The sequence below is a fragment of the Parabacteroides faecis genome, assembly GCF_014647375.1.
Taxonomy (GTDB): domain Bacteria; phylum Bacteroidota; class Bacteroidia; order Bacteroidales; family Tannerellaceae; genus Parabacteroides; species Parabacteroides faecis.
In genome coordinates this window covers 269,145-292,605 of the sequence record NZ_BMPB01000006.1, presented here as the reverse complement: position 1 = coordinate 292,605, position 23,461 = coordinate 269,145, and the positions used below count along the sequence as shown (strand labels likewise).

At 40.3% G+C, this 23,461-nt stretch carries 17 protein-coding genes; 7 read left to right on the top strand and 10 right to left on the bottom strand.

The annotated features are described in order from the left end of the window. Positions 1 to 12: 12 nt before the first annotated feature. The 8 genes from IEY67_RS10275 to IEY67_RS10240 form a co-directional block, all read right to left on the bottom strand. Positions 13 to 2,241: an alpha-L-fucosidase gene (locus tag IEY67_RS10275; RefSeq protein WP_183668398.1), complete on the bottom strand. Its 2,229-nt coding sequence runs from the start codon at positions 2,239 to 2,241 to the stop codon at positions 13 to 15. Between the two features lie 200 nt (positions 2,242 to 2,441). After that, the gene (locus tag IEY67_RS10270; RefSeq protein ID WP_183668396.1) at positions 2,442 to 3,977 is read right to left on the bottom strand and encodes a sulfatase family protein; all 1,536 of its coding nucleotides are present in this window, start codon (positions 3,975 to 3,977) and stop codon (positions 2,442 to 2,444) included. A 9-nt stretch (positions 3,978 to 3,986) separates the two neighbouring features. Beyond that, positions 3,987 to 5,528: a RagB/SusD family nutrient uptake outer membrane protein gene (locus tag IEY67_RS10265; RefSeq protein WP_183668394.1), complete on the bottom strand. Its 1,542-nt coding sequence runs from the start codon at positions 5,526 to 5,528 to the stop codon at positions 3,987 to 3,989. Positions 5,529 to 5,540: 12 nt separating this feature from the next. Beyond that, positions 5,541 to 8,894 carry a TonB-dependent receptor gene (locus IEY67_RS10260; RefSeq protein WP_183668392.1) on the bottom strand — a complete coding sequence of 1,118 codons (3,354 nt, stop codon included), beginning with the start codon at positions 8,892 to 8,894 and terminating at the stop codon, positions 5,541 to 5,543. 159 nt (positions 8,895 to 9,053) lie between these two features. Further along, a complete protein-coding gene (locus IEY67_RS10255) occupies positions 9,054 to 10,046 on the bottom strand; it encodes a FecR family protein (RefSeq protein WP_183668390.1) in 993 nt (330 codons plus the stop codon). A 67-nt stretch (positions 10,047 to 10,113) separates the two neighbouring features. Beyond that, positions 10,114 to 10,671, bottom strand: a complete 558-nt coding sequence (locus IEY67_RS10250) for an RNA polymerase sigma-70 factor (protein WP_183668388.1) — start codon at positions 10,669 to 10,671, stop codon at positions 10,114 to 10,116. 345 nt (positions 10,672 to 11,016) lie between these two features. After that, positions 11,017 to 11,220, bottom strand: a complete 204-nt coding sequence (locus IEY67_RS10245) for a hypothetical protein (RefSeq protein ID WP_122356958.1) — start codon at positions 11,218 to 11,220, stop codon at positions 11,017 to 11,019. 91 nt (positions 11,221 to 11,311) lie between these two features. Beyond that, the gene (locus tag IEY67_RS10240; RefSeq protein WP_183668385.1) at positions 11,312 to 12,190 is read right to left on the bottom strand and encodes an ion transporter; all 879 of its coding nucleotides are present in this window, start codon (positions 12,188 to 12,190) and stop codon (positions 11,312 to 11,314) included. A gap of 78 nt (positions 12,191 to 12,268) precedes the next feature. Here IEY67_RS10240 and IEY67_RS10235 point away from each other — a divergent pair, with 78 nt between their 5' ends. Together IEY67_RS10235 and IEY67_RS10230 are read left to right on the top strand one after the other, a co-directional pair. Then, the gene (locus IEY67_RS10235) at positions 12,269 to 13,390 is read left to right on the top strand and encodes a DUF4934 domain-containing protein (RefSeq protein WP_183668383.1); all 1,122 of its coding nucleotides are present in this window, start codon (positions 12,269 to 12,271) and stop codon (positions 13,388 to 13,390) included. Positions 13,391 to 13,486: 96 nt separating this feature from the next. After that, positions 13,487 to 15,178: a right-handed parallel beta-helix repeat-containing protein gene (locus tag IEY67_RS10230; protein WP_183668381.1), complete on the top strand. Its 1,692-nt coding sequence runs from the start codon at positions 13,487 to 13,489 to the stop codon at positions 15,176 to 15,178. A 15-nt stretch (positions 15,179 to 15,193) separates the two neighbouring features. Here the strand turns inward: IEY67_RS10230 and IEY67_RS10225 are convergent, their stop codons facing one another. Beyond that, entirely contained in the window at positions 15,194 to 16,363 is a 1,170-nt protein-coding gene (locus IEY67_RS10225) for a DUF4934 domain-containing protein (RefSeq protein ID WP_183668379.1), read from the bottom strand. A gap of 230 nt (positions 16,364 to 16,593) precedes the next feature. Here IEY67_RS10225 and IEY67_RS10220 point away from each other — a divergent pair, with 230 nt between their 5' ends. From IEY67_RS10220 to IEY67_RS10205, 4 genes are all read left to right on the top strand, one after another. Continuing rightward, the gene (locus IEY67_RS10220) at positions 16,594 to 17,781 is read left to right on the top strand and encodes a 6-bladed beta-propeller (RefSeq protein WP_183668377.1); all 1,188 of its coding nucleotides are present in this window, start codon (positions 16,594 to 16,596) and stop codon (positions 17,779 to 17,781) included. Between the two features lie 114 nt (positions 17,782 to 17,895). After that, the gene (locus IEY67_RS10215) at positions 17,896 to 19,059 is read left to right on the top strand and encodes a DUF4221 family protein (RefSeq protein ID WP_183668375.1); all 1,164 of its coding nucleotides are present in this window, start codon (positions 17,896 to 17,898) and stop codon (positions 19,057 to 19,059) included. 17 nt (positions 19,060 to 19,076) lie between these two features. Then, positions 19,077 to 20,078: a 6-bladed beta-propeller gene (locus tag IEY67_RS10210; protein WP_183668373.1), complete on the top strand. Its 1,002-nt coding sequence runs from the start codon at positions 19,077 to 19,079 to the stop codon at positions 20,076 to 20,078. A gap of 286 nt (positions 20,079 to 20,364) precedes the next feature. Further along, entirely contained in the window at positions 20,365 to 21,534 is a 1,170-nt protein-coding gene (locus tag IEY67_RS10205) for an ATP-binding protein (protein WP_183668371.1), read from the top strand. Between the two features lie 412 nt (positions 21,535 to 21,946). Here IEY67_RS10205 and IEY67_RS10200 read toward each other — a convergent pair whose 3' ends face one another. After that, positions 21,947 to 23,080 (bottom strand): winged helix-turn-helix domain-containing protein, encoded by a 1,134-nt coding sequence (locus IEY67_RS10200; protein ID WP_183668370.1) that lies wholly within the window; start codon positions 23,078 to 23,080, stop codon positions 21,947 to 21,949. Positions 23,081 to 23,237: 157 nt separating this feature from the next. Here IEY67_RS10200 and IEY67_RS10195 point away from each other — a divergent pair, with 157 nt between their 5' ends. Then, positions 23,238 to 23,459, top strand: coding sequence for an NVEALA domain-containing protein (locus IEY67_RS10195; RefSeq protein ID WP_183668368.1), 222 nt, complete (start codon positions 23,238 to 23,240; stop codon positions 23,457 to 23,459). Positions 23,460 to 23,461: the final 2 nt, after the last annotated feature.

Genomic DNA, 23,461 nt, shown 5'->3' with positions numbered 1-23,461 from the left:
ATCAAATTTCAATTAAAGCAGATCTAATTCTGCCATAGAAACCTCTTTACCGCCTGCCGCTATTTCCGTTGCTTCCACGCGGACATAACGGGTGGATACCGGCTTCTTGAAATAATGGTAGCGTTTGCTCGGATCGTTGATCAGGTTGCCGAACTCAAAGTTTTCCACCTCTTTCCAGTTCTTTCCGTCCTCACTTACCTTGATGACACCTTTAGCCATCATGCCTTCGGAATTGCGGGTTTGCGGTGTATAGGCAAAACCGTTCAATGTTTGCACGGAACCGAGGTCGATAGCGATATAAAGAGGCAACGTTCCCTCTTCCGATTGCCAGTAAGTTCCCGGTTTAGCATCGAAAGCCGCTGTAGCCGGACGGCGCTTGGTTTCACTGCTTGCTCCGATCAGCTTCCAGTCTTTCTTGGCAAGTCCCAGGCGTTCGCTGTGTACTGCACCCCTTTCTCCTTTCAGGACAGCTACTGCTTTCAGTTCGCCGCGATCCGTTTTGATCGGCTCTTTATACTCTGCAGAAGTTTCACCCGGTTCTGTTCCATCCGTCGTATAATAAATGGTATATCCGACATTCAGGTTACCTGCCGCATTCTGTCCGTGAGGATTCCAACCGAAGTCCTGCAATTTAGGTTCTATCGTTACCAGTCCGTTCACATCCTGTTTAAAACTCAACTGGGGAGGGCGGGATGTATAGTAATGGGCGGAAATATGACTTACAGCCGGTATCAGGCGTGATTCCAGCAGACGGAAACGAAGCTTGTCGGTCGTCACTTCCGGGAAACGGAGGATACGTTTATAACCGATATTGGTAGATACGGCAATTTCCTTCCAGGCTCCGCCGATCCAGGCATCTATCGCAAATTTCTCAACCCGTTCGCTATGAGTTGCTACTGCTTCCTGAAGCATGATACGGTTGATCGTAACAGCTGAAGGAGTCGTGATCACAAATTCTTTGTTGGCACCGTCCAGCAACAGATAAGTATCCTCTTTACCATCAAGCAACTGTTTCGGTCCCTGTGCACCGTCGAACAGATCGGTACCATAAGTTTCCCGGATACGTTTTCCTGTCTCTACCAAAGCATTGACATCCGCTGGAGAGAATTTACCGTCACGGTTAGGAGGAATATTCAACAAGAAAGTGGAGTTTCCTCCGACAGCCCGTTCATAAATATCGAATACGTCATCGGCACTTCGGACTTTCTGGTGTGTATCATCGCGGTAGAACCAGCCTTCACGGATGGACGTATTGGTTTCAGCCTGTTGGTAATGCAGGAATTTCCCCTGATATAACTTCTCCCGATCCCCCAATACAGGGTCTGTCATATCAGCAAAATTACTCATCGTATCCGGATTTGCCTGATAAGGAATGACATTCCATTCCGTCGGGCGCGTTCCTCCGGCTTCGTTTCCACACCAGCGCACTCCTTCACGGCCGAAAATGACGGCGTTCGGAGCCAGCGCCTGGATCAGTTCTTTCCAGGCATGATAGTTGTATGTCTGACCGCCTTTCCGTTTCGGATGGGCACCGTCGAACCAAACTTCGTGTATCGGTCCGTATTCTGTCAGCACCTCGAACAACTGGTTCAGGAAATACTCGTTATAATCGTCCACCACAAATTCAAACTTTTTCTTGTTGGCAAACGGTCTGCCGGGAACTTCCCGAGGGATCGTCCGTTTAGTATATTTACTCAGATTGCCGTATAATCCGTCCGGACTTTCGATCTGGTACAGGTCGGCAGGAGAAAGATAAATACCCAGTTTCAACCCATATTTCTGACAGGATGCGGACAATTCTTTCAGGATATCCCCCTTACCGCCTTCAAAGCCGGACGACATAATGCCGTGTTTCGTATAGCGGCTTTGCCACAAAACAAACCCGTCATGGTGTTTCACGGTTATGATTACCATCTTCATCCCGGCCGCTTTCATTGCTTCGCACCACTGATCCGTATCCAACTCTTTCAGGTCGAACACTTTCGGGTCTTCCATTCCGTTCCCCCACTCCATCCGGGTAAACGTATTCGGTCCGAAATGGATAAAAGCGATGAACTCATTCCGTAAAGCATCCAACTGGTTCGGAGTCGGCACGACATGTGCTGCTTTCTCGATAATCACTTCATGGCTGTCGCCCTGTTCGATCCTGATGGTGTTCTGGAAAGGTATCCCACTATCCTGCCCGTATATCGGGACGGAAAGGAGCGCTGCTCCCAATAAAATAAAAATAGACTTTTTCATGGCTTATTACTGATTTGAAATTAATAAGTGTTCTCTATTCATTTCGTTTAATGGTTCAAAAATACAGTATTAACAGTTGTAAGAAAAAGATTTAAGGGAAAATCTACGCAAACGTTTGCGGAAAGGAGAAAGGGATACAAAAAATCCCGGGTAACAAAAATGCTACCCGGGATATAAACCAATCGCTGGTTATTTATGAATTATTCCATCCAACTCAACTGCTTCCAGACCTCCGGTCCGTCGTTCTTCTGCGGAGTGCCCGGAGTACTACGTCCCTCTTTGACATATTTGATCATCAGGTCTTTCAACTCTTTAACGACTTCAGGATGTTCGGCATATACATTGTTCTTTTCTGCCGGATCGGACTGCATATTATAAAGTTGCACCGACGGTAACGTCTTGATCACTTCATCATCCGTGCCCGGTTTCGGGAAACTCCAACCGCCGGAACCTGGAGATAATAACAGTTTCCATTCTCCTTTGCGAATCGTGAAATCACCGTTTATAGAATGATGGACAGTGGCTTCACGAATTACCTCACCTTCTTTTTCATTCAACAGCAAAGGAAGAATATTGTAACTGTCCTCTCCCTCCGAATCTCTCAGTTGATAATCGGCAACCGCAGCAAATGTAGCAAAAAAGTCAGTCAGACACACCGTCTGGTCCACTACATGCGGTTTCACCCGGGCCGGCCAGCGAACCACACACGGGATACGGTGACCACCGTCAAACAAGTCCGCTTTATGCCCGCGGTAAATATAACTGGGATAGTGCCCTTTGGCCTGAAGTTCATCGAATTTAGCCTGCGGACTACACCCGTTATCGGTACTGAAAACGATTATCGTATTATCTTCAACACCTGCCTCTTTTAAGGCCTTCATCACTTTTCCAACCATATCGTCCACCATCAGGACAAAATCGCCATAAGGATTCAGACCGGATTTACCCTGATACTCCTTAATAGGAAGGATCGGTGTATGAGGTGCCGGTAACGGAAGATACAGATAGAAAGGTTTGTCTTCTTTCGATTTGTCATGAATGTAATCCACTGCCCGGTTAATAAAATTAGGCAATGTCTGTTCATGGTCGAAATCCGACGCGGTCGGACCTTTACGCCAATATTTCATACCATCATTTACAGTTTCCCTGTCCGGCAAAGCTGTCGGCATATCATTTTCCACGTACACATAGGGAGCCATATCCAAAGAGGCAATGATACCATAAAAGTAATCGAAACCTCTGGTTGTCGGACCATTAGTTATCGGTTTACTGAAATCCACGCTATCCTTTCCAGCCTCGATGTTATTCCAGTCCCAACCCAAATGCCATTTACCGATACATGCCGTCTGATATCCCTGATCCCTTAATACGGAAGCGATTGTCCTGCGGTCGGGGGAAATCAATGCCTTATTATATCCCATTAAAACACCCGATTTAAGGTCTGAACGCCAGTTGTACCGTCCGGTCAGCAAACTATACCGTGAGGGCGTACTGACTGACGAACTGGAATGGGCATCTGTGAAAGTAACCCCTTCACTTGCTATGTGGTCAATATTCGTTGTTTGTATCTTTGAATTTTCATTCAGCGCAGAAACATCTCCATACCCCATATCATCCGCAAAGATGAATACAATATTCGGCTTTTTCTGTTCCTGCGGCTGTTGGGCACAACCGCTCAAAACAGCCATACTTCCCAATGACAGAAGTAATCCACGATTTCTGATTAACTTATCCATATCTTTATGTTATTTGTAATTCGGGTTCTGAACCAATACACCATTATTCTTGTCGATTTCGCTTTGCGGTATCGGCCATAGGTAGAAACGATCCTCAAATACAGACTTATATAACGGCAGTGTCGGCTCGTCAAAGTTATTCATTATTTCTCCAATAATACGCCAACGTTTCAAATCAAAATAACGATGCCCTTCAAAAGCCAGCTCGATACGTCGTTCATGACGAATCTTTTCCCGCATCTGTACCTGACTCAAACCTGCAGGCAACGGAGGCATTTCAATTCCTTTGCGCGCACGAATGTCATTGATGGCATTATAGACTTTCTGAGTAGGGCCATTTACCTCATTTTCCGCTTCGGCAATAGCCAGTAAAATTTCTGCATATCTGAAATGTACCCAGTCCTGGTCACTGCGTGTATTATATCCGATCGGATATTGTGTTTTGTCACGGGTTACGAACTTCTTCAAACCATATTTAGTCGGTAAATCACCGGTAACAGGCTGTTCCACATCACCTATTTTCAATTGCTGGTAAAAAGCAGACATATCCAGTCGGGGGTCACGGTTTTCTACCGGATTTTCCGGGTTATACAAGCTGTTTTCTTTAGAGAAAGGCGTACCATCTTTAAATTCAAACTCTTCAACGAAATGGGTCAGAGGTGCACAACGTAGCCACGCGCCAAACCACAGATCACTTTTATGCCAGTTATTAGGAGCCAGATACTTGGTCGAGAAAATGATTTCCGGATTCGTCTCCTGTGCGGTTCCCTGAAAAATACTTTCGAAGTCATCACACAACCTATAACCTTTTATCTGTTCTGCCACTGTCAGTACATTTCTCATCTTCTCTATATCTGCCTTACCGTCTTTATTATAGGCATCATAAAGCATCATTCTGGTTTTCAAAGCAAGCGCAGCACCTTTTGTCACTCTGCCGGGTAACTCCAGATAGGTATTATCAGGCAATAAGTCGACCGCATCATTCAAATCCGTATAAATCTGTTCCAGGATCTTTGCCGCTTCCACCTTCGGCTGATACTGTGTTTCCAGATCCAGCGGTTCCACGATCAATGGCACGTCACCATAACATCTATATAAAAATGAATAGTAAAATGCTCTCAGAAAGAGAACCTGTCCTTTACTAAAATGCCTGTCATACTCCGACAAATCCGTATTCTCATACTTGTCCAACTGATAAAGGAACAGATTCATACGGGTTATTCCGACATACGCGCCTTTATAAACATCCTGAATGATACCGGCTGTCGACGGGTCTATATTTCCCTGGAAAACATCAAATGTAATCCCTTCTTCCACACTGCGACAGTTGTCGACAAAGCTATCCCACTGCGGCATACCGAATGAGAAATAACCATGATCAAACTTAGTCATCGTGCCATAACAGGCAGTCAAGGCCATATCCAAATCGCTTTTCTGTTTCCAGAAAGTATTTTCCGAAGGTTTAGACGGCGGATTCTTTTCAAGGAAATCATCACATCCGCTCATTACTACTGTCAATATCAGAAGCAAATAATATTTAGCTTTTTTCATAACCATATCGAATTAAAATTGGACGTTAATACCAAATGAACAAATCTTATTCTGAGGATAAGCGACAAAGCGGCCGTCATCTTCTCTTTCAGGATCTAATTCAGGATAATTTGTGATTGTCGCCAGGTTGTCACCGGAGAAGAATACACGTATCCGTTCTACCAATAATTTCCTCGTCAACTCAGCAGGGATCGTATAACCGATCGTGATATTCTTCAAACGCAGGTAAGAGGCATTTTTCAGGAAATATGAATTCTTTCTTGTATTCTTACTACCACCGAAATTATCAAAATACATTCTGGGATATTTCGCATTATCAGGATTATCTTCGGTCCAGCGATATTTCACATAATCGATTGTCGGCGCACTTCCCTGTCGGAACGGCTGTAATCCCCAATCTGTCACATAATGTTTCTTTCCTTCAACACCTTGCATCAAAACAGAGACATCAAACCCTTTCCAATTGGCCGACAAATTCACAGCATATTCAAATTTAGGGAACCGCCCGTCTATCACCGTACGATCGTCATTATCGATCACACCGTCATTATTTACGTCACGATATTTCAGGTCACCAGGCAACGTATTGTCATTGAACTGTTTCGGAGAATTCTTTACATCTTCTTCATCCCGGAAGACCCCAATACAATCCAGCATATAATAAGAGTTATAAGGCAACCCCTCTTTGCGCAGGTAATGCCCGGAAATCTCCTCCGAACCGAACTGGGTAACCTTGTTCCTGTTACGGTCGAAATAGAAACCCGCATTATATGTCAATCCTTTGAAAAAACCGCCTTTTATATTGTTCATATATTGAACGTTCACTTCAAATCCTTTGTTTTCCATCTCGCCGTTGTTGATAACAGGAGCTTCCAATCCCAGAGAACCTGTCACTTGGGCATTACGGAGAATATCTTTCGTACTTTTCTTATACCAGTCAAATGTAACATTCAATCCGTTGAATACCGTAGCCTCCAAACCTATATCGGTAACAGTCGTCGTTTCCCATGTAATATTTCGGTTCGCATATTTTGTCTGTGCATAACCGGTGGATAAAGATGAATTATCGAATGTGTAATTCCCTTCATTTTCCATTACGGCCTGATAAGGATACACGCCAATATTCTGATTCCCCAACTGTCCCCAGGAAGCTCTTATTTTCATACTATTCAGCCATGACCAGTGAAGTTCCTGCATAAACTGTTCTTCCGTCAATCTCCAACCAGCAGAGAAAGAAGGGAATATCCCCCATCTGTCATCCGGATTGATACGGGAAGAACCGTCATACCGGAAATTAGCTTCAAACAGGTAACGTTCCCTGTAATTGTAATTAAAACGTCCGAAAATCCCCATTAACGACCATTGTTCCAGATTTCCTTCCGCCTCCTGCAATTCTTTCGATCCGGCATCGATCTCGGTCAACGGGAATGGAAAGTCTTTTCTATATCCCTTCAGCCAGTCATAATCATTCGTTTCCTGTGAATATCCCAACTGAATACCAAAGTTATGATTCTTATCTTTCGTGGAAACATCATATTTCAGATAAGAATACAAATAAGTATAGAACGTATGATAGTCATTCGAGTTCAATCCTTTGGCACCGACATCCAATTCATTCATATATTCCCCTGTGTGATAATTGTAAAGATTAACCAACGGACGCCACTCTTTTTCCCGTTCGGCGATCATACGAACAGCACCTTTGGTATGCCATGATAACCCTTTGGCTATGTCGATCGTCAGCCATACCTGGGCATTCACGTCATAACTCGTATTTTTACGCAATGCATCGTTTCCCACCAAAGCGATCACATTCTTATTGTTGCTCTCCCATGGATAGGCCTTATAAACCCATAAACCGTCAGTGCGTTGAGGCCCATAAGTCGGAGCCTGTGCAAAAATAGAAGTAAAACTACCGTCCACACCTCCCTCATAAGGACGTTTTCTGTCTCCACGCATGAAGCCTACATAGGAACCGAACTTCATCCATTTGGTTATCTGGCTCTGCAGATCGGCGGTAAAATTATACTTCTTATATCCATGTCCATCCATCGTTCCATTCTCATCGGCATAATACATAGAGACATTGTAAGACATCTTTTCAGAACCTCCGGAAACGGCAACGTTATGATTATGAGAGAATGCACTGTGAATATGTTCTCCCAGCCAATCATAATTAGGATATTCCGGATCGCCCGGCCGGGCATTTTTATATTGGTCGATAATATCCTGAGGATACAGACCGGAAGATATCCCGGAGTTTGTCTTCGCCTCATTCCATAAATTCATATAATCGACCGAGTTGGTTACGACTTTCAACATGCGCGTTGGAGAATAAACGGCAAAATTTCCCGAATAGCTGATTGATGTCTTTTTATTTATGCCTGTTTTTGTTGTCACCAGCACGACACCATTTGCCGCACGTGCACCGTATACCGCAGCAGAAGCGGCATCCTTTAATACGGATATACTTTCTATCGCATTAGGATCGAGTGCTGAGAGATCTCCGGGAACACCATTGATCAAGACCAACGGGTCAGAACCCGCATCAGAATAGGTACCCTGACCACGCACACGTAAGCTGACCTTATTATTTCCGGACTGTCCCGAACCATTCACGACACGTAAACCAGGAACCTGTCCCTGCAACATTGAAGTGGCATTCGTTACAGGACGTTTGGTCATCTCCTCCCCTTTCACCACAGAAACGGCACCGGTCAGATTTACCTTCTTCTGTACACCGTAACCGACAACAACCACCTCGTCCAGATTTTGTGTATCTTCGATCAACCGTACATTGACAACTTTCTGATTATTCACAGCTATTTCTTTGGTGATATAGCCAATGTAAGAGATCTGAAGAACCGAATTACTCTTCACATTTAAAGAATAGTTGCCATCTATGTCAGAAATGCAACCATTAGTAGTGCCTTTTTCCATCACATTCGCTCCAATGATCGGTCCACCGTGTTCATCGGTTACCGTACCTGTTATAACCAATATGTTACCGGGATTTTTATCCTGTTCTTTCGCCTCCGCTGAAATAACAATATGATTATTTTTAATCACATAAGAGCAACCCGTTCCCTTTAAGATCAGATTTAATATTTCATCCAAACTTTTATTATCGGTAGATACATTTACTTTCTTATGAATATTCAGTACCGACTCATCATAGTCGACCGACATATCCGTTTGTTGCTCTATTTCAGCAAATGCTTTCTTGACAGTCAGATTATTCCCCGAAAAAGTAATGATCTGTCCCCATGTTACGGAATGTTGTAAGAAAAAGAAAAGAAAAAGCATTATAGATACCCGGAACAAACTATTTAGTTTATTCCGTTGTGTTTTCAGGTATATTTCCATATCTTTGTAAAATTAGATTTTAAAGTTGAATACTATATTATTTATCACTTGTTTCAAGTGATTTATTAATTGGTGTTCACTACGATTTCAAATCCGGGGAGTTCTGATTGGCGTCGTCTTCCCGGGTTCTTTTTTTCATAAAAGTATCCTCCTGTTTTTTTAGTTGATGTATATTATATTGTCTTTAATCCTGTAATTCAATCCGTTCACCATTTCTTTCAGGATATCCAGAACCTGGTTCAACCCTTCATCCGGTCTGAATTTCATCGTAAAACTTCGTCCGGCAAATTTCCCTGTTTCATAATTGATCGTTACATCAAACCTTCTTTCGATTGTCTTCACGATATAATCGAAAGAAGCCCCCTGGAAAGTCAGATATCCATGTTTCCATTGCAAAACCTTGCCTGCATCAACGATAACTTTTGAAATTGTCTTCAGTTGGTTGTTATACACAACCTGCTCATCCGGACGCAAAATAATAGGTTCGCCCTTTTCCATATCCGTATCTACCCTAACCTTGCCTTCTTCCAATGTAGCAATGGTCAGTTCCGAATCCGAATAAGCTTCCACATTGAATACGGTCCCCAAGGCCTCCACTTCCATATGACCTGTTTTTACAATAAATGGCTTCTCCAGATCTTTAGCCACTCTAAAGCTAGCCTCTCCATTCAGATAAACCGAACGTTGGCTACCTTCAAATTTTGCCGAATAAACCAGTAACGAACCGGAATTCAACCAAACCTCAGAGCCGTCGGACAAAGTAATCTGCTTTCTCTCGCCATTCGGGACGAAACATTCCGTCCATGCGGGTTCAAGGACATTCGGTTCATGCTGCATTATCAGATAAGCACTGGCTGCACCGATCAACGGTAACAATAGAATTGCAGCGACCCTGACCATTCGCCGATAAATAGATTGTCTTACCGCCGGCCTGGAATTTATTTGTATACGGTCATGCAATTTATTAAGCTCCTGTATCGTCCGTCCGTCCGCCTCAGCCGGAACCTGTTCCCAAAGTTCCAGCATAGCCTCTTCTTTCTCCTGCTGATGGGTTCCGCCAACGAACCATTTGCCGAAAGCACATCGAACAGCTTCCGGAAGATCATTTCCGAAGAATTTTGAGATTAATGTATGTATCGTTTTATTCGCCATTTCATTCCCCGTTTATATTTAAGACGGGAGAGTGACAAAGCACACACGGCCTAAAAGTGATTTTTTTTCAAAAAAGTAATAAAGAGGTATTTTTTAGTATTTCACGGAGGTCGGCCAGTGCTTGTGTTATATGGTTTTCAACTGTCCGTTTATTTATTTCCAGCTTTTGGGAAATTTCTTCATTCGACAGGCCGTCTTTCCGGCTCATCTTAAAAATACGCCGCCGTTGTTCCGGCATTTGTTCGATGGCAATATCGATCAGGATAGACAACTCCCGGGCATAAAAATCTTCTTCAATCAGGTCTGAATAGTCATTCGAAGATGATTGTAGTTTTTGTTCGTAGGATTCTTTCACCAGATTATGCTCAAAATAGTCATAAACCATATTCCGTGCCATCCGGTAAAGATAAGCTTTCAGAGAAGCGACCTTAGAGATACTTTCACGGTTTGTCCAGACTTTAAAGAAAATATCCTGTGCCATATCGCAAGCCTCCTCCTCGTCCTTGATAAACCCCAACAGGAAATTCTTCACCCTCGGATGGTACAATACGAACAGGGCATCAAACGATTTATGATCCCCTTGTCCTAGTTTTTCCATATATTCAGCTTCCCGATTAATCTCCATAGAATCGCAAATATAGACATTTTTTAACAACGCCTGTTATTTTGTAGCCTTTTTCGAAAAACAAGATACTGTTAATTCCGGAACAAAAACTGTATAAGATAAAGCGTCTAATAATTAGACAAATATCAATAGTTTTTTGATAAAAGCCGAATTATTGAAAATCTTATTCTTATCTTTAGCAACTGATCACAAAATTGACAAACCCTAATCAAATTAAAAGATGGATCAATACATAAAAACAATAATCAGTGTAGGTGGAAGTGCCATAATGCTGGTCATGATCATCTGTGTTATATGGTACGTTATAAAGGACACATTAAAAGACATAAACAGTAATTCAAAAGATTAAATCAACAAGAACAGTCCGCGTTTCCTTTTTTTACTGAACACAGTAGAAAACAATAACCAAAGGGCTAGAAGCCATGCTATGCCCAAAACAACGGCAGAGAGTACAGGATAACTTCCTGAACCCAACAAATAATACCCGCAAATAACAAATACAAAAGAAATGATCAAAGCCGCCACGACCGTGATCAGTAGTGTTTTCATAGAAATTTTCATAATACCTCCCCTTTTCTTCCGGCAAATATAGAAAGTTTCGTGAAAATCTATAGTTAAAATAAAGATAGGTTCGATAATTTTACTTCGTATCGTCCAGCTTTCCTCCACAAAATCTACAGTACCCGGCATCATCTTCATGACCTGCACGAAAACAATGAGGACATCTCAATTCACTCCGTCTTTTATGTTCTTTTATCATTGTGGCAGAAACAATTCCGGTAGGAACAGCAATGATCGTGTAACCGATCAGCATCACACAGGCAGAGATAAAACGGCCGACAGGCGTAACCGGAGTTATATCTCCATAACCGACCGTCGTCATGGTCACGATCGCCCAATAGATACAATTAGGTATATTGCTGAACTGGGTATCCGGCTGCGTCCCTTCCACCATATACATGATCGTTCCGATCGAAGTCACGAGTATCAAGACAAAAAAGAAAAAAACAAATATTTTACGACTACTCAACCGCAGGGAAACCAATAAAAGATTTCCCTCTTCCAGAAAATTAAACAATTTGAATACACGAAATACACGGATCAAACGGAATGTCCGGATAATAAGCAAATAACGTGCACCGGTAAAAAGACCCCCCAGGTATAACGGCAATGTAGCCAGCAAATCGACAATACCGAAGAAACTGAAAATATACTTCTTAGGCTTTGGCGAACAATAAATACGTACCAGATACTCGAAAGTAAAAAAACCGGTAAACACATATTCCAGGATCTGAAGCGCCAACCTGAAATGATCGGAAAAGGTCACTACACTCTCTAAGATCACGACAAGGACACTCATTATGATAAAACCGATCAGAAAGACATCGAATAGTTTTCCTTTGGGTGTATCCGATTCAAAAATGATAACATACAGCTTTTCTTTCAACTCTTTATCGTGAAGAAATGCGTTGATCTTATTTTTTATCGCCTGTAAAAGGCCTGTTTTCTGCTGTTCCATAATTTATTACGGTGTTTAAACACAAAAATAGAAATATTTGGCTACATTGCAGCCTACTCAATGAAATCAATTACTGTCATGAACAAATACTTTTTCATATCACTACTCTGTATGTTACTACTCTCTTGTAACAAACAAAACAGCAAAACGGAACAAAAAATTTTACAGGTGGAACTCTCTCCTCAAAAATTAGCAGCCTCTACCCTGTTCAAAAAGATAGAAGTGATCCCTTTGGAAACAAACGATCAATGCCTGATCAAAGCGATCGGACGAATTATCGAGACTGACAACAAATATTATATTCTTGACGATGACAAGGATGCGGGCATACTTTTCTGTTTTGATAAACAAGGCAAATACCTGTCCAAGATAGATAAGAAAGGCAACGGTCCCGGAGAATATAACCTGATCTATGAAGCCATCGTCAAACCGGAAGAAAACCTCATCCATCTATTAAGTCCGATGGGCGCCATACACACCTATACTACGGACGGACAGTTTATAAAAAGGAATTTACTCCCGGCCGGAGGAGAGACGGATATGATAGAAATCGACAAAGGTCTGTTCGCTTATTGGACCCTGCTGGGGAATCCGGAAGAAAACACGGTCACATTCTATGACATGGATAAAGAGGAAGTCACCGGCGGCTTCTGGAAAACAACAGACGATAACTTTATGACCAATATGTGTATCGATGTCTTCTACAAATACAATAATGAAAATTACTTTTCCACTCAATTTGCCAACGAAGTATACCGATTCACAAAAGATACCGTGGAATTAGCCTATAAATGGGATTTCGGCCCTGCCAATATCAACCTTAAACCTTTCAAGGAAAGGGTAAAAGAAGATCCTAATGTATTTCCACAACTGACAGAATCACATGAAATACCCTACAGCTTTTTCCGGCAGTTTCAAAATAAAGACTATTATTACACAGTCCTGAATACCTGGAATATAGATAAATGGTGTAATGTTTTCTATCGCAAAAAAGATGGAAAATCGTTTGTATTCGACACCCTGGAGGGAGGAGTAAAGATCAAGAAAACAAGTATATTCACTGATGAATATATGATCAGTGTCGTATCTCCGGAAGAGATCGGAACGTTTCACAACAGTCTCCCGACCGAAGAGTTCAACAAAGTAAAAGATTTACCGGAAGATGCGAATTTCTGTCTGGTAAAATACTATTTCAAATAAGGATAAAATCGATCATCCAATATCTTTTATTTGGTAATTCGGTACAGTCGCTTTACATTTGTGCCTGTTTATCATTCTTAATTCATCAATCATACCATGAAAAAAACTATTTTTATTACACTTTGCCTTCTTATCGGCATTACGGTAAATGCCCAGCAGGTGATCCGGGTCGCACCGGAAAACGGAGACATGACGAAAAAGCTCCAGACCGCTATCGAACAAGCCCGGAACTACAACGGGAAAGCCGTCGTTATCAAGCTGCAAAATGCAGATTACAACCTCCACCGTGAAAGTTCTTCACAGATAGTCTATCATATCTCCAACACTGCTTCAGAAAAGGAGAATCCCGATCAGACCAAACATATCGGTTTATGGCTGAAAGGGTTGAAAAATGTCACGATAGACGGTCAGGGTGCCCGCTTTGTCACACATGGGGAGATGACCAGCTTCGTTATCGACCAATGCGAAAATATTACTCTCCGCAATTTCACGGTAACAGCCTCCGACCCGACAGTCCCGGAACTGACCGTAACGGAAGTAGGCAGCAACTTTATGACAGTACGCATCCATCCGCAATCGCGTTACACAGTCAAAGACGGTCATTTTGCCTTTGTCGGCGACAATTGGACTCTATCCGACGGAATAGCCCAAAGTTATGACAAAGAAAAAGACATCACCTGGCGCAGCTGGTCACCGCTACCCGACCTTCGTAAGGCCATCGAACTAGAGCCGAACCTGCTTCGTTTCATATATGACAATCCTCCGCAGGCCAAGCCGGGCACGGTATTCCAAATGCGCGACGGTATCCGCGACCAGGCTTGCGGACTGATCCAATACAGTAAAAATATCACACTGGACGGTGTACATCTGGCATTCCTGGGAAACTTCGGAATCGTCGGACAAATGACTGAAAATATCACCTATCGTAACCTGACTTTCGAACCGGAAGCCGGAAGCGGACGTACCTGCGCCGGTTTTGCCGATTTCGTACAGATGTCGGGATGTAAAGGAAAAATAACTATCGAAAATTCCCGTTTCCTCGGCGCACACGATGATCCTATCAATATACACGGAACACATTTGGCCGTGACCGGTTATCCGGCTTCCAACCAGATAGCCGTAAAATACATGCATCACCAGACATACGGCTTCCAGTCATTTCTGCCGGGAAATGAGATCGAATTCATCGATCCTCATTCATTAATGAGCCTTGCCCCGGCCAAAGTAAAAAAGGCAGAAATGAAGAACGAGCGAGAAATCCTCCTTACACTCGACAGGAATATTCCGCAAAATATCCGGGAGATAAAAGAACTGGTTGTTGAAAATGTCACTTACACGCCGGAAGTTCTTATTCGCGATAATTACTTTGCCCGTATCCCGACCCGTGGAATCCTCGTTTCAACCCGCCGTAAAGTACTGATAGAGAATAACACCTTCTTCCGTATGCAAATGAGCGGTATCCTGATCGCTGATGATGCCCGGAGCTGGTTCGAATCGGGTATGGCTCGCGACGTCACCATCCTCAACAATAACTTTATCGAATGCGGTGGTCCGGTCATCCTGATCGCTCCCGAAAACGATCGTAATGAGGGATATGTACATCGTAATATCGCCATTACGAACAACCGGTTCCAGTTGACAGGAGCAGATGCAGTTTCAGCCAAATCGGTCGACGGCTTAAAAATAACAGACAATCTGTTCATCACGCCTAAAGCATCTACTACAGAGGACCTTATAAAAACACGTGAGTGCAAGGATGTCAAGATAGAAGGGAATATCATTCAATAACGAGATCTGTCATGATCAGTTCAACTTATATTTCACAATACAAGGATTATCTTCCTCACTCATTGTATGGAATAGTCCCTTGTCAGTCACAAGGGAACTGTCCATATAATTCTCCAACTCATAAGGATAAAGGATCGTAATCAACGTATTATCCTTATCCAAAGCAAAGAAATTCGGAAAAACAGGAAAGTTCCCATACTGATAAGAAACTGTGACATTCTTTCCGGAAGATATATTACAGAGATTGAAATAAAAATTATTGTTGTTGATATAAGTAGAAACGATATAATCCATATTGAAAAACCTGGATACAGGACTATATTTTTTACATTCCTTCATAATAAACAGACTCCCCTCTTCTGTTCCGAACTTAATACCCTTCACATCGTCCGTTGTAAGGCTGCGCCGTCCTGCATCGAGATGAAACAATGGTATCGGAGTATATGATTTCCTATCTATCTCAAACACATAATCATTAATTTCCGGAGGAGTAAAATACAAATGATCCTCCATATAGTAAAAAGGAACCTGCACGGAGCTTAATGGATAAATCAACCCAGGGTATTCTATCTCTCTGACCAGTTGATCTGTAGAATAATCATAGACATAATAGCGACCTCTTTCCGAACTATCCGACAAGATACACAAGCGTCCATCCAATATGAAAAGATTACGCGGACGATCTGTTGTCTGGAGGGAAATCTTATTTTTAGAAACAAATTTAAAGGAAGAAGTATAAATCGTTATAAATCCGAAGGGATCGAGAACTGCAAAAGTATCTTCTTCATCATTGTAGGAGATATCCTGTAAAATCAAATATTCAGAAGGACCTTTCCCTACACATTTCTCGGAACTCGAAACAAACCGTCCTCCCATATCGAAGACTTTAATCACATGATCCCTATCAACAATTACATAATATTTTCCCGGGACATATAGTTTCTTTCCATAAATATGCCCTACCATCGATAAATCATTCAATTCCAAAGGGAGAAGTTCAATAGAGCTGAAAACCTGTTTAAAATCCGGATCGACTACTTTTTCAACATTAACAGATAATGACTTTACTTCCGAAAATCCTTTTTCTTTCGAGCAGCCCCTTATTCCGTTAGTTCCATAAACTAACACACAAATTATAAATATAACCGTCAGCAAAATTGCTACTCCAATAAACCTCCTTTTCATAACATTCAAATTTTGCAAACAAAGATGCAGTTATCCCCGTATCCCACCAAAAATAAAGTCTGACATCTTCCTGACAATCTGCTGACATAGCAATTCAGCCCCGATACACCTTTTCAATTTTGAATTAAAACCTCTTTATATTAAAAAAACAGAATTCCCGTCCATTCATTACGATCCATTCGTAATTATCTCTATATTTACAACTTCAAACTTTTAAAAACGGGATGTATATGAAAAAACAATTTTTCAACTGTATTATCTTTTTAGGAGTTCTATGCATTGTCCTTTCCTGCGGAAAAAAAACAGAAAAAGGATACGGACAGACAAATAATAATGTACCTATTATTAACATCCCTGAGGATTTAACTCATATATCACACCTCGACTCGGTTTTCTCGACAGTTACTTTCATCCCTTTGGAAACAAAAGACGAATGTCTGATATCCCACATCTTTACAGTTAAGATAGTTGACTCACTCATCTATATCAACAATAACAGACAACAGTTACTGGTATTTGGAATGGATGGTAAATTCAAATATCAAATCGGAGCCAAAGGGGAAGGCCCCCAGGAATTCCTGGAAATAAATGATTTCATAATAAACAAAAATAACATAGAACTTCTGGATTTCAAAAAAATACAAACTTACTCTCTCACCGGAAAACACCTGGATAGTAAACATTTTGACCTGCTAAATAATACAACCTATTGTAACGCAGAACATTTTTGTCATTCTCCATTAGGTGGATATTATTTCTGGGGTGGAACATCCGGCCCCAATAATTATAATACCGGACAAACCAGATACATGATGTATCATGTGGACGACAAGCTCAACATCATCAAAGGTTATTTCCCTATAGAACACGGAACAGGGACAGTCCACAATAGATTCATTAGCTACAAAGACACCATTATCATCGATCCTTATTTAAAAGAATACAACATTTATCAAATAGACAATAAAGGAGAAATTATCCCTCGCTACTTTTTTAATTTCGGAAAAAATGCATACACCGAAAAACTATTGGTCAACAGGCATAAAGACAGACCTGAAACATATACCGATTTCAGCCAATACGTACTAAACTGTGAAGATTTCCACGAAACGGAAAAATGGTTACATCTATCATTTTCTTGTAATAACAAATCATATAGCGCTCTCTTTAACAAAAATGCGCAAAAATGTTATTTGCTAAGCGCAGCAAATCCTCTTTTGAAAAAAGACGAACTACGCTTCTGGGGAGCTTATGAAGTTTATCAGGATCAACTTGTTTTTCCTATAGATGCAAGTTGGATGCAAATAGAACTTGATCGTATATCACTGGAATACATAAACAAATTAAACATAGGACATTTCAAAAACATGGATGAATTTAATAATCCTATTTTGGTGTTTTATAAGCTAAAAGAATAAATCCATCAGTAAAAAGATCAGTGAAGACGATAATCCGATCATATGTTTATTAAAACTCAAATAAAGACAATAATTATATATCAAAAAGATACATTATTCATAATCTGGATTCATATGAGAAATATACTAAAATATCCATTGCTATTCTGCTTATTACTCCTGCTTTCCTCCTGTTCAGGAAGTCAAAACAGTAAGGACAAGAAGATATACTCCCTGCAACCAGGCAAAGGGCGCATCGTGATCCCGATAGATGATAATACGAATTGCTATAGTATGTCGATGTTTTCTTACATGAGCCCGGAAGGTATCCCTTATTTAAGTTACGAAAATGAACAAACGAACGAACTGAACTTCTACAGGCTCGACTCCTGTAAATTATCCCATAAAATTAAAATTGCTCAGGAAGGTCCTGAAGCAATCGGACGTTTCATCGGGCATACGGTAATAGATCTCGATAATATTCTGATATTCGATCAATTCAAAATATCCAGAATAAACAGAAATGGGAAAATCCTGGATAAATACAACCTGATCACTGACACTCAAATAGCCCTTTGCCACCCACCAACATCAAAGGTCTATGCTCCGATGATTGTGCAGGATTCCTGCATTTATCTATACCAGGCTCTTATGTATTCTGATAAACCATACGATGGAGATGCCCTGGAAAGATACCCTCTTTGTATAAAAGTCAACATGCAAACAAAACAGACGGAAAAATTACCTTTGACTTATCCCAGATTATGGGAAACTGAAAACGAAAACGGTATTTTCACCTGTAGCAGAGATTACGACGGGACAAATTTCGTCTATTCCTTTTTCATCAGCAACTCCATTTATGTCACCCACGACAACCAAACATTCAAAAAATATCCTTGCAAAAGCCAATATATAAACGGTCTACCTAAAAACAACTATCCGTTAGATATCCAGGCCACCCAAAAAGAATCTATAGAAAATGCTTCATACGGAAACATCATTTACGATAAATACCGGAAAGTCTACTATCGCTTCTTTCAACCGGCATGCGAACTCAACAAACAGGATAATATTGCAGATCTGATGAAAACCGGAAAAAAATTCTCCATTATGATCCTGGATAAAGATTTCCAAGTAATCGGAGAAACATTATTCCCGGAAAACACCTACATCCCGGTCATGTTCTTCGTGCTTGAAGACGGATTATATATTTCAGACAACAATTTCCAAAATCCGGAGTTTAATGAAAATGTATTAAGTTTCAGAAGAATGGAACTAACTGAGCAATATGAGAACTAACAATCAATAAGATAGCCATGAACTACACAGACAAAATTTATATCTTCTTACTAATCATTATATCCTATGGTTGCACGCAAGGCTCTGATACTGAAAAATACCAGAAAAGCCGGGATAACATAGTAAATGTCCATGACAAAATAAAAGAGATTGAGATCGAAACTGTTCTCATCGGACGAAATTCGCAATCTTATTTAATTGATCAATATCTGATCATATGCGATTATACATCGCCTGACCAGCAAATACATCTGTTTAATAAAAATAATTTCCGTTATCTTGCCAGTACAGCTTATAAAGGACAAGGGCCAGGTGAAATATCCAATATCGGGCATGTTGGCATCGATGAATCACGTCGCAAATTTTATGTGACAGATCATGGTAAACAAAAAATATTCAGTTACGATCTGGATAGTGTTCTAAAAAATCCGGACTACATACCAAGTGTTAAAATGGAGATGGAAATAGCTTTGTTCCCAGACAAATACAAATACATAAACGATACATTATGTATAGGTCGGGTAATACAGCCAATAGGAACAAACGACTTTAAACCTTATGTGGCAAAATGGAATATGATCACCGGGGATATAAAATTAATGCCCTATGAACATCTAGATATAAAAACGAAACGTTCAAATGTTACTGTATCTGCAAAACATAATAGATACGTGGAATACTATTCCTACCATGACCTGATGACCATCTGTGATCTCGATGGAAATCTAAAATGTAATATCTACGGTCCACAGTGGACCAGTGACAAGTCACAAATCAGCGGTTATTGGGATGCAGAATTCTGTGGAGATAAAATCGTTGCTGCTTATTCCGGAGGCGACCATCGGACGGATGCTTATTTTCCCACAAAACTTTTGATCTTCGACCTGAAAGGTAATTATCTAAAAACACTGGAAACCGGTTACAAATTATTCCGTTTCTGCTATGACTCTGAAAACAACCGGCTCATCCTGTGTATGGATGATGATATACAATTCGGTTATCTGGATTTGACCGATTGACAGCAATAATGCTATATGAAAACCATTCTGATACGTTAAAAAATATTAGTCGCCAGGGTATTTTCATTTACCCGGTATATTAATCCTATTTAGCCGGTAGGGTAGTGACATTTTGACATTGACGTAAGAATTATAATATACAGAGTTTTTTATAGTGCATATGAGCTGCAGAAGCTCAACATCCGTTCAATCCAATGTATTCGCACTACAAAAAGTGCGAATTCTCCATACAATTGCACTTTCCATAGTGCAATTCATTATATTTGCAGAAATAAACTAAAGATTCATGGATAAGTTACAAATGAGTTTCGATGCAATGTTACGTTCCATACCTACCACATTCCATCGATATATGTTCGACCGTATTAATTGGAACAATCGTCTGTTAGGATTGGTTGGGCCACGTGGCGTAGGAAAAACAACATTGATGTTGCAATATGCCAAGGAGAAGCTGAATAGGAATACAACATTATTCGTCAATGCCGATGACTTATATTTTTCAGCCCACCACTTGGTAGAGTTAGCAGATGAATTTGTGAAGCGAGGAGGAACTCACCTTATTATTGACGAGATTCATAAATACAAAGATTGGGCCCGTGAGTTAAAACTGATGTATGACTATCATGCTGATCTGAAAATATTTTTTACAGGTTCTTCCATTCTCGACATTAACAAGGGCTCAGCAGACCTGAGCCGACGGGCTATTGTCTATTCCATGCAAGGACTTTCGTTTCGTGAATACCTGAATATGTTTCATCATATAGAGATACCAGTCTATCCATTGGTTGATATCATGCAACACCGCATAGAGCTTCCTGATAAATTCCGTCCTTATGCCTATTTCCAATCCTATCTGGAAGAAGGTTATTATCCATTCTCCCAGGAAGATCAGTTCTATATACGTTTGCAACAAATAATAAATAAAACATTGGAAGTCGATATTCCGCAATATTCTGAAATGAGCGTGTCTACAGCACGAAAATTAAAGCAACTGCTCACAATCATAGCCCGAAGCGTACCATTCAAACCCAATATGAGTAGTATTGCAGCCATGTTAGGAGTAAGTCGCAACAATTTATCCGATTATTTTCTTTATCTCGAAGAAGCCGGACTAATCTCACAATTACGTGATGACACCGGTGGTATCAGAGGACTTGGCAAAGTGGATAAAGTCTATTTAGACAACCCTACCTTAATGTATTGTTTAGGACAAGAAACATCAGAAACAGGGAACATCAGAGAGACATTCTTCCTGAATCAAATGCGTGTAGAACAAGATGTTATTACCTCGGCTGTTTCTGACTTTCAAATAGCAAGTTACACTTTTGAAATAGGAGGAAAGAATAAAAAACAAAAGCAGCTGCAAGGCATAGAAAATGGTTTTATAATAAAAGACAATATAGAACAAGGCTACATGAATGTAATCCCATTGTGGCAGTTCGGATTTAATTATTAATATTAAAACAGCCTATCAATCCTATTGAACATATAATTCGAATCCAATGAGAGAAACACTTCTATTTTGTATTTTATTCAGCCTTGTGATTTCATGCACAAATAAAGACAATGGATTATTCCATTCCCGACGGGTGGAAATGAACTTTTTTACTCATTCATTTTTGCGTTTGATATATATCAAACGAATAGAACACATATATGCTCTTTTCATTTGACAATTGAGTTCCTTTCGTTTGATAACTATCGAATGAATAGGTGTTTGGAATGTTTTAGGCAAGACTATTGGAACTTTTCTGTGGATGATCCTACGGCAAACAAAATGCAATTGAATCGTACACAAGAAACAGACATACCCTGTTTGGGAGGTAAGTTCTACACGCTGATTGCCTACTCCAAAGCCTTGAAGAGAGCTATTCAGATGTACCTATATTGTACTCTATCTGCTCAATAGTCAGTTTCGTATCATTTTTCCATTTAAGTTGATACCCACTCCCCCGTATGGCATCGATACTTAAATCCGGAATATCCTTCAAGTCTTTCCGCAAACGGATTACCAACTGTTCTAAATGCTTTTTATCAACATTATTCTTTTCAGTCCAAAGAGTCTGATAAAGATATTCATAAGATTGAAAATAATCTCTTCCTTTCGACAACTGATTGAACAAGCCAAACACTTTTGGAGCAAGAAGTATAGTCATTCCAGAATAAATCAAGACATGTTTCTTTTCATCCAAATAAATAACATTGGCTGCAGGTTTGGAAAGAGGTTCCTCCCACTCCTTCACAGGCTCTGTTACTAGCTCAACCTCCTGCCAAACCGATTCATCCGGCAAAACCTGAGTAATATCCAAGTACCGTTCATTCCGGGTATCCTGTAGCACTATTGGTTGAATCAAAGAGTTTGGTCGTTTGCTGTTTCTCTTCTTCATCACTAATATTATCGATGCTAAACAAGCAATTATAAAGAGTATGACATAATAACTCTTACCCCACAGCAGGTTTTCTAACCAGTCCCCCCTTACATATCCTTCCAAAACGATAACATTTTGAATATCCACTTTATATGTCAATTTCAAATAATTAGGTAGAAGGCTCACATCATTTATACCGTAAAACGTCTTTTTATCAGAATCATTATTATAAAGAGATACCGCTGTTTTAAACTCATATCCATTTTCTTTCAACTTTATTCGGAAAAGACTATCCAACTTTTCGATTTTTACAGGATTCTTAAATGACAAGTAATATTGGTCAGCAAGAAAATCACCTTCATCAGCAGTTAAAGATTCAGTACTATCCTTTTTTAAAAGTAAAGTCTGCCCCTCTGTTGCTATTTCGATGTTTGGTGAAGTAGCAGGAGAAAATATATGCTTCTTCTTTACTTTGATTTCTCTCATCCTATTTGTACAGTCTTCCCATAATGTCTGCTTCCAAATTTCTGTCACTTTACTACGTAAACTAAAAGAATACCAATAACCTCCACCTATAGTTATAAGTAAAGCTAGTACCCCCCCAATTAACCAATTCGACAAATTACTCTTCATTTCTATATCCTATTTTAAACACAAAAATAGAAAAGAACTATTCAAAAAGAGGTAAAATGAATAAAAAAACACCTATATAAGCATAATCTAGGTAAAATCTAGGAGCTTCTCTAAAAAAGCCTCTTTATTTTTGTTGTAACAAATTATGTAAACAGATATGAAGAACAAATTAAAATTAGTCGGATTTATGGTTTGCCTGATCGCAGGCTTTTATTTCTGGTCTAATCAAAAAAATGAATTGCCAGCTCTAGTATTAGATAATATAGAAGCGTTGGCTTATGGTGAACATGGAGACAGAGTTAATTGCTACGGTGATGGTTCTGTAGACTGTGACGGAGATTGGGTAGAAATGAGAATTACAGGCTTAAGTCTTGAATAAAC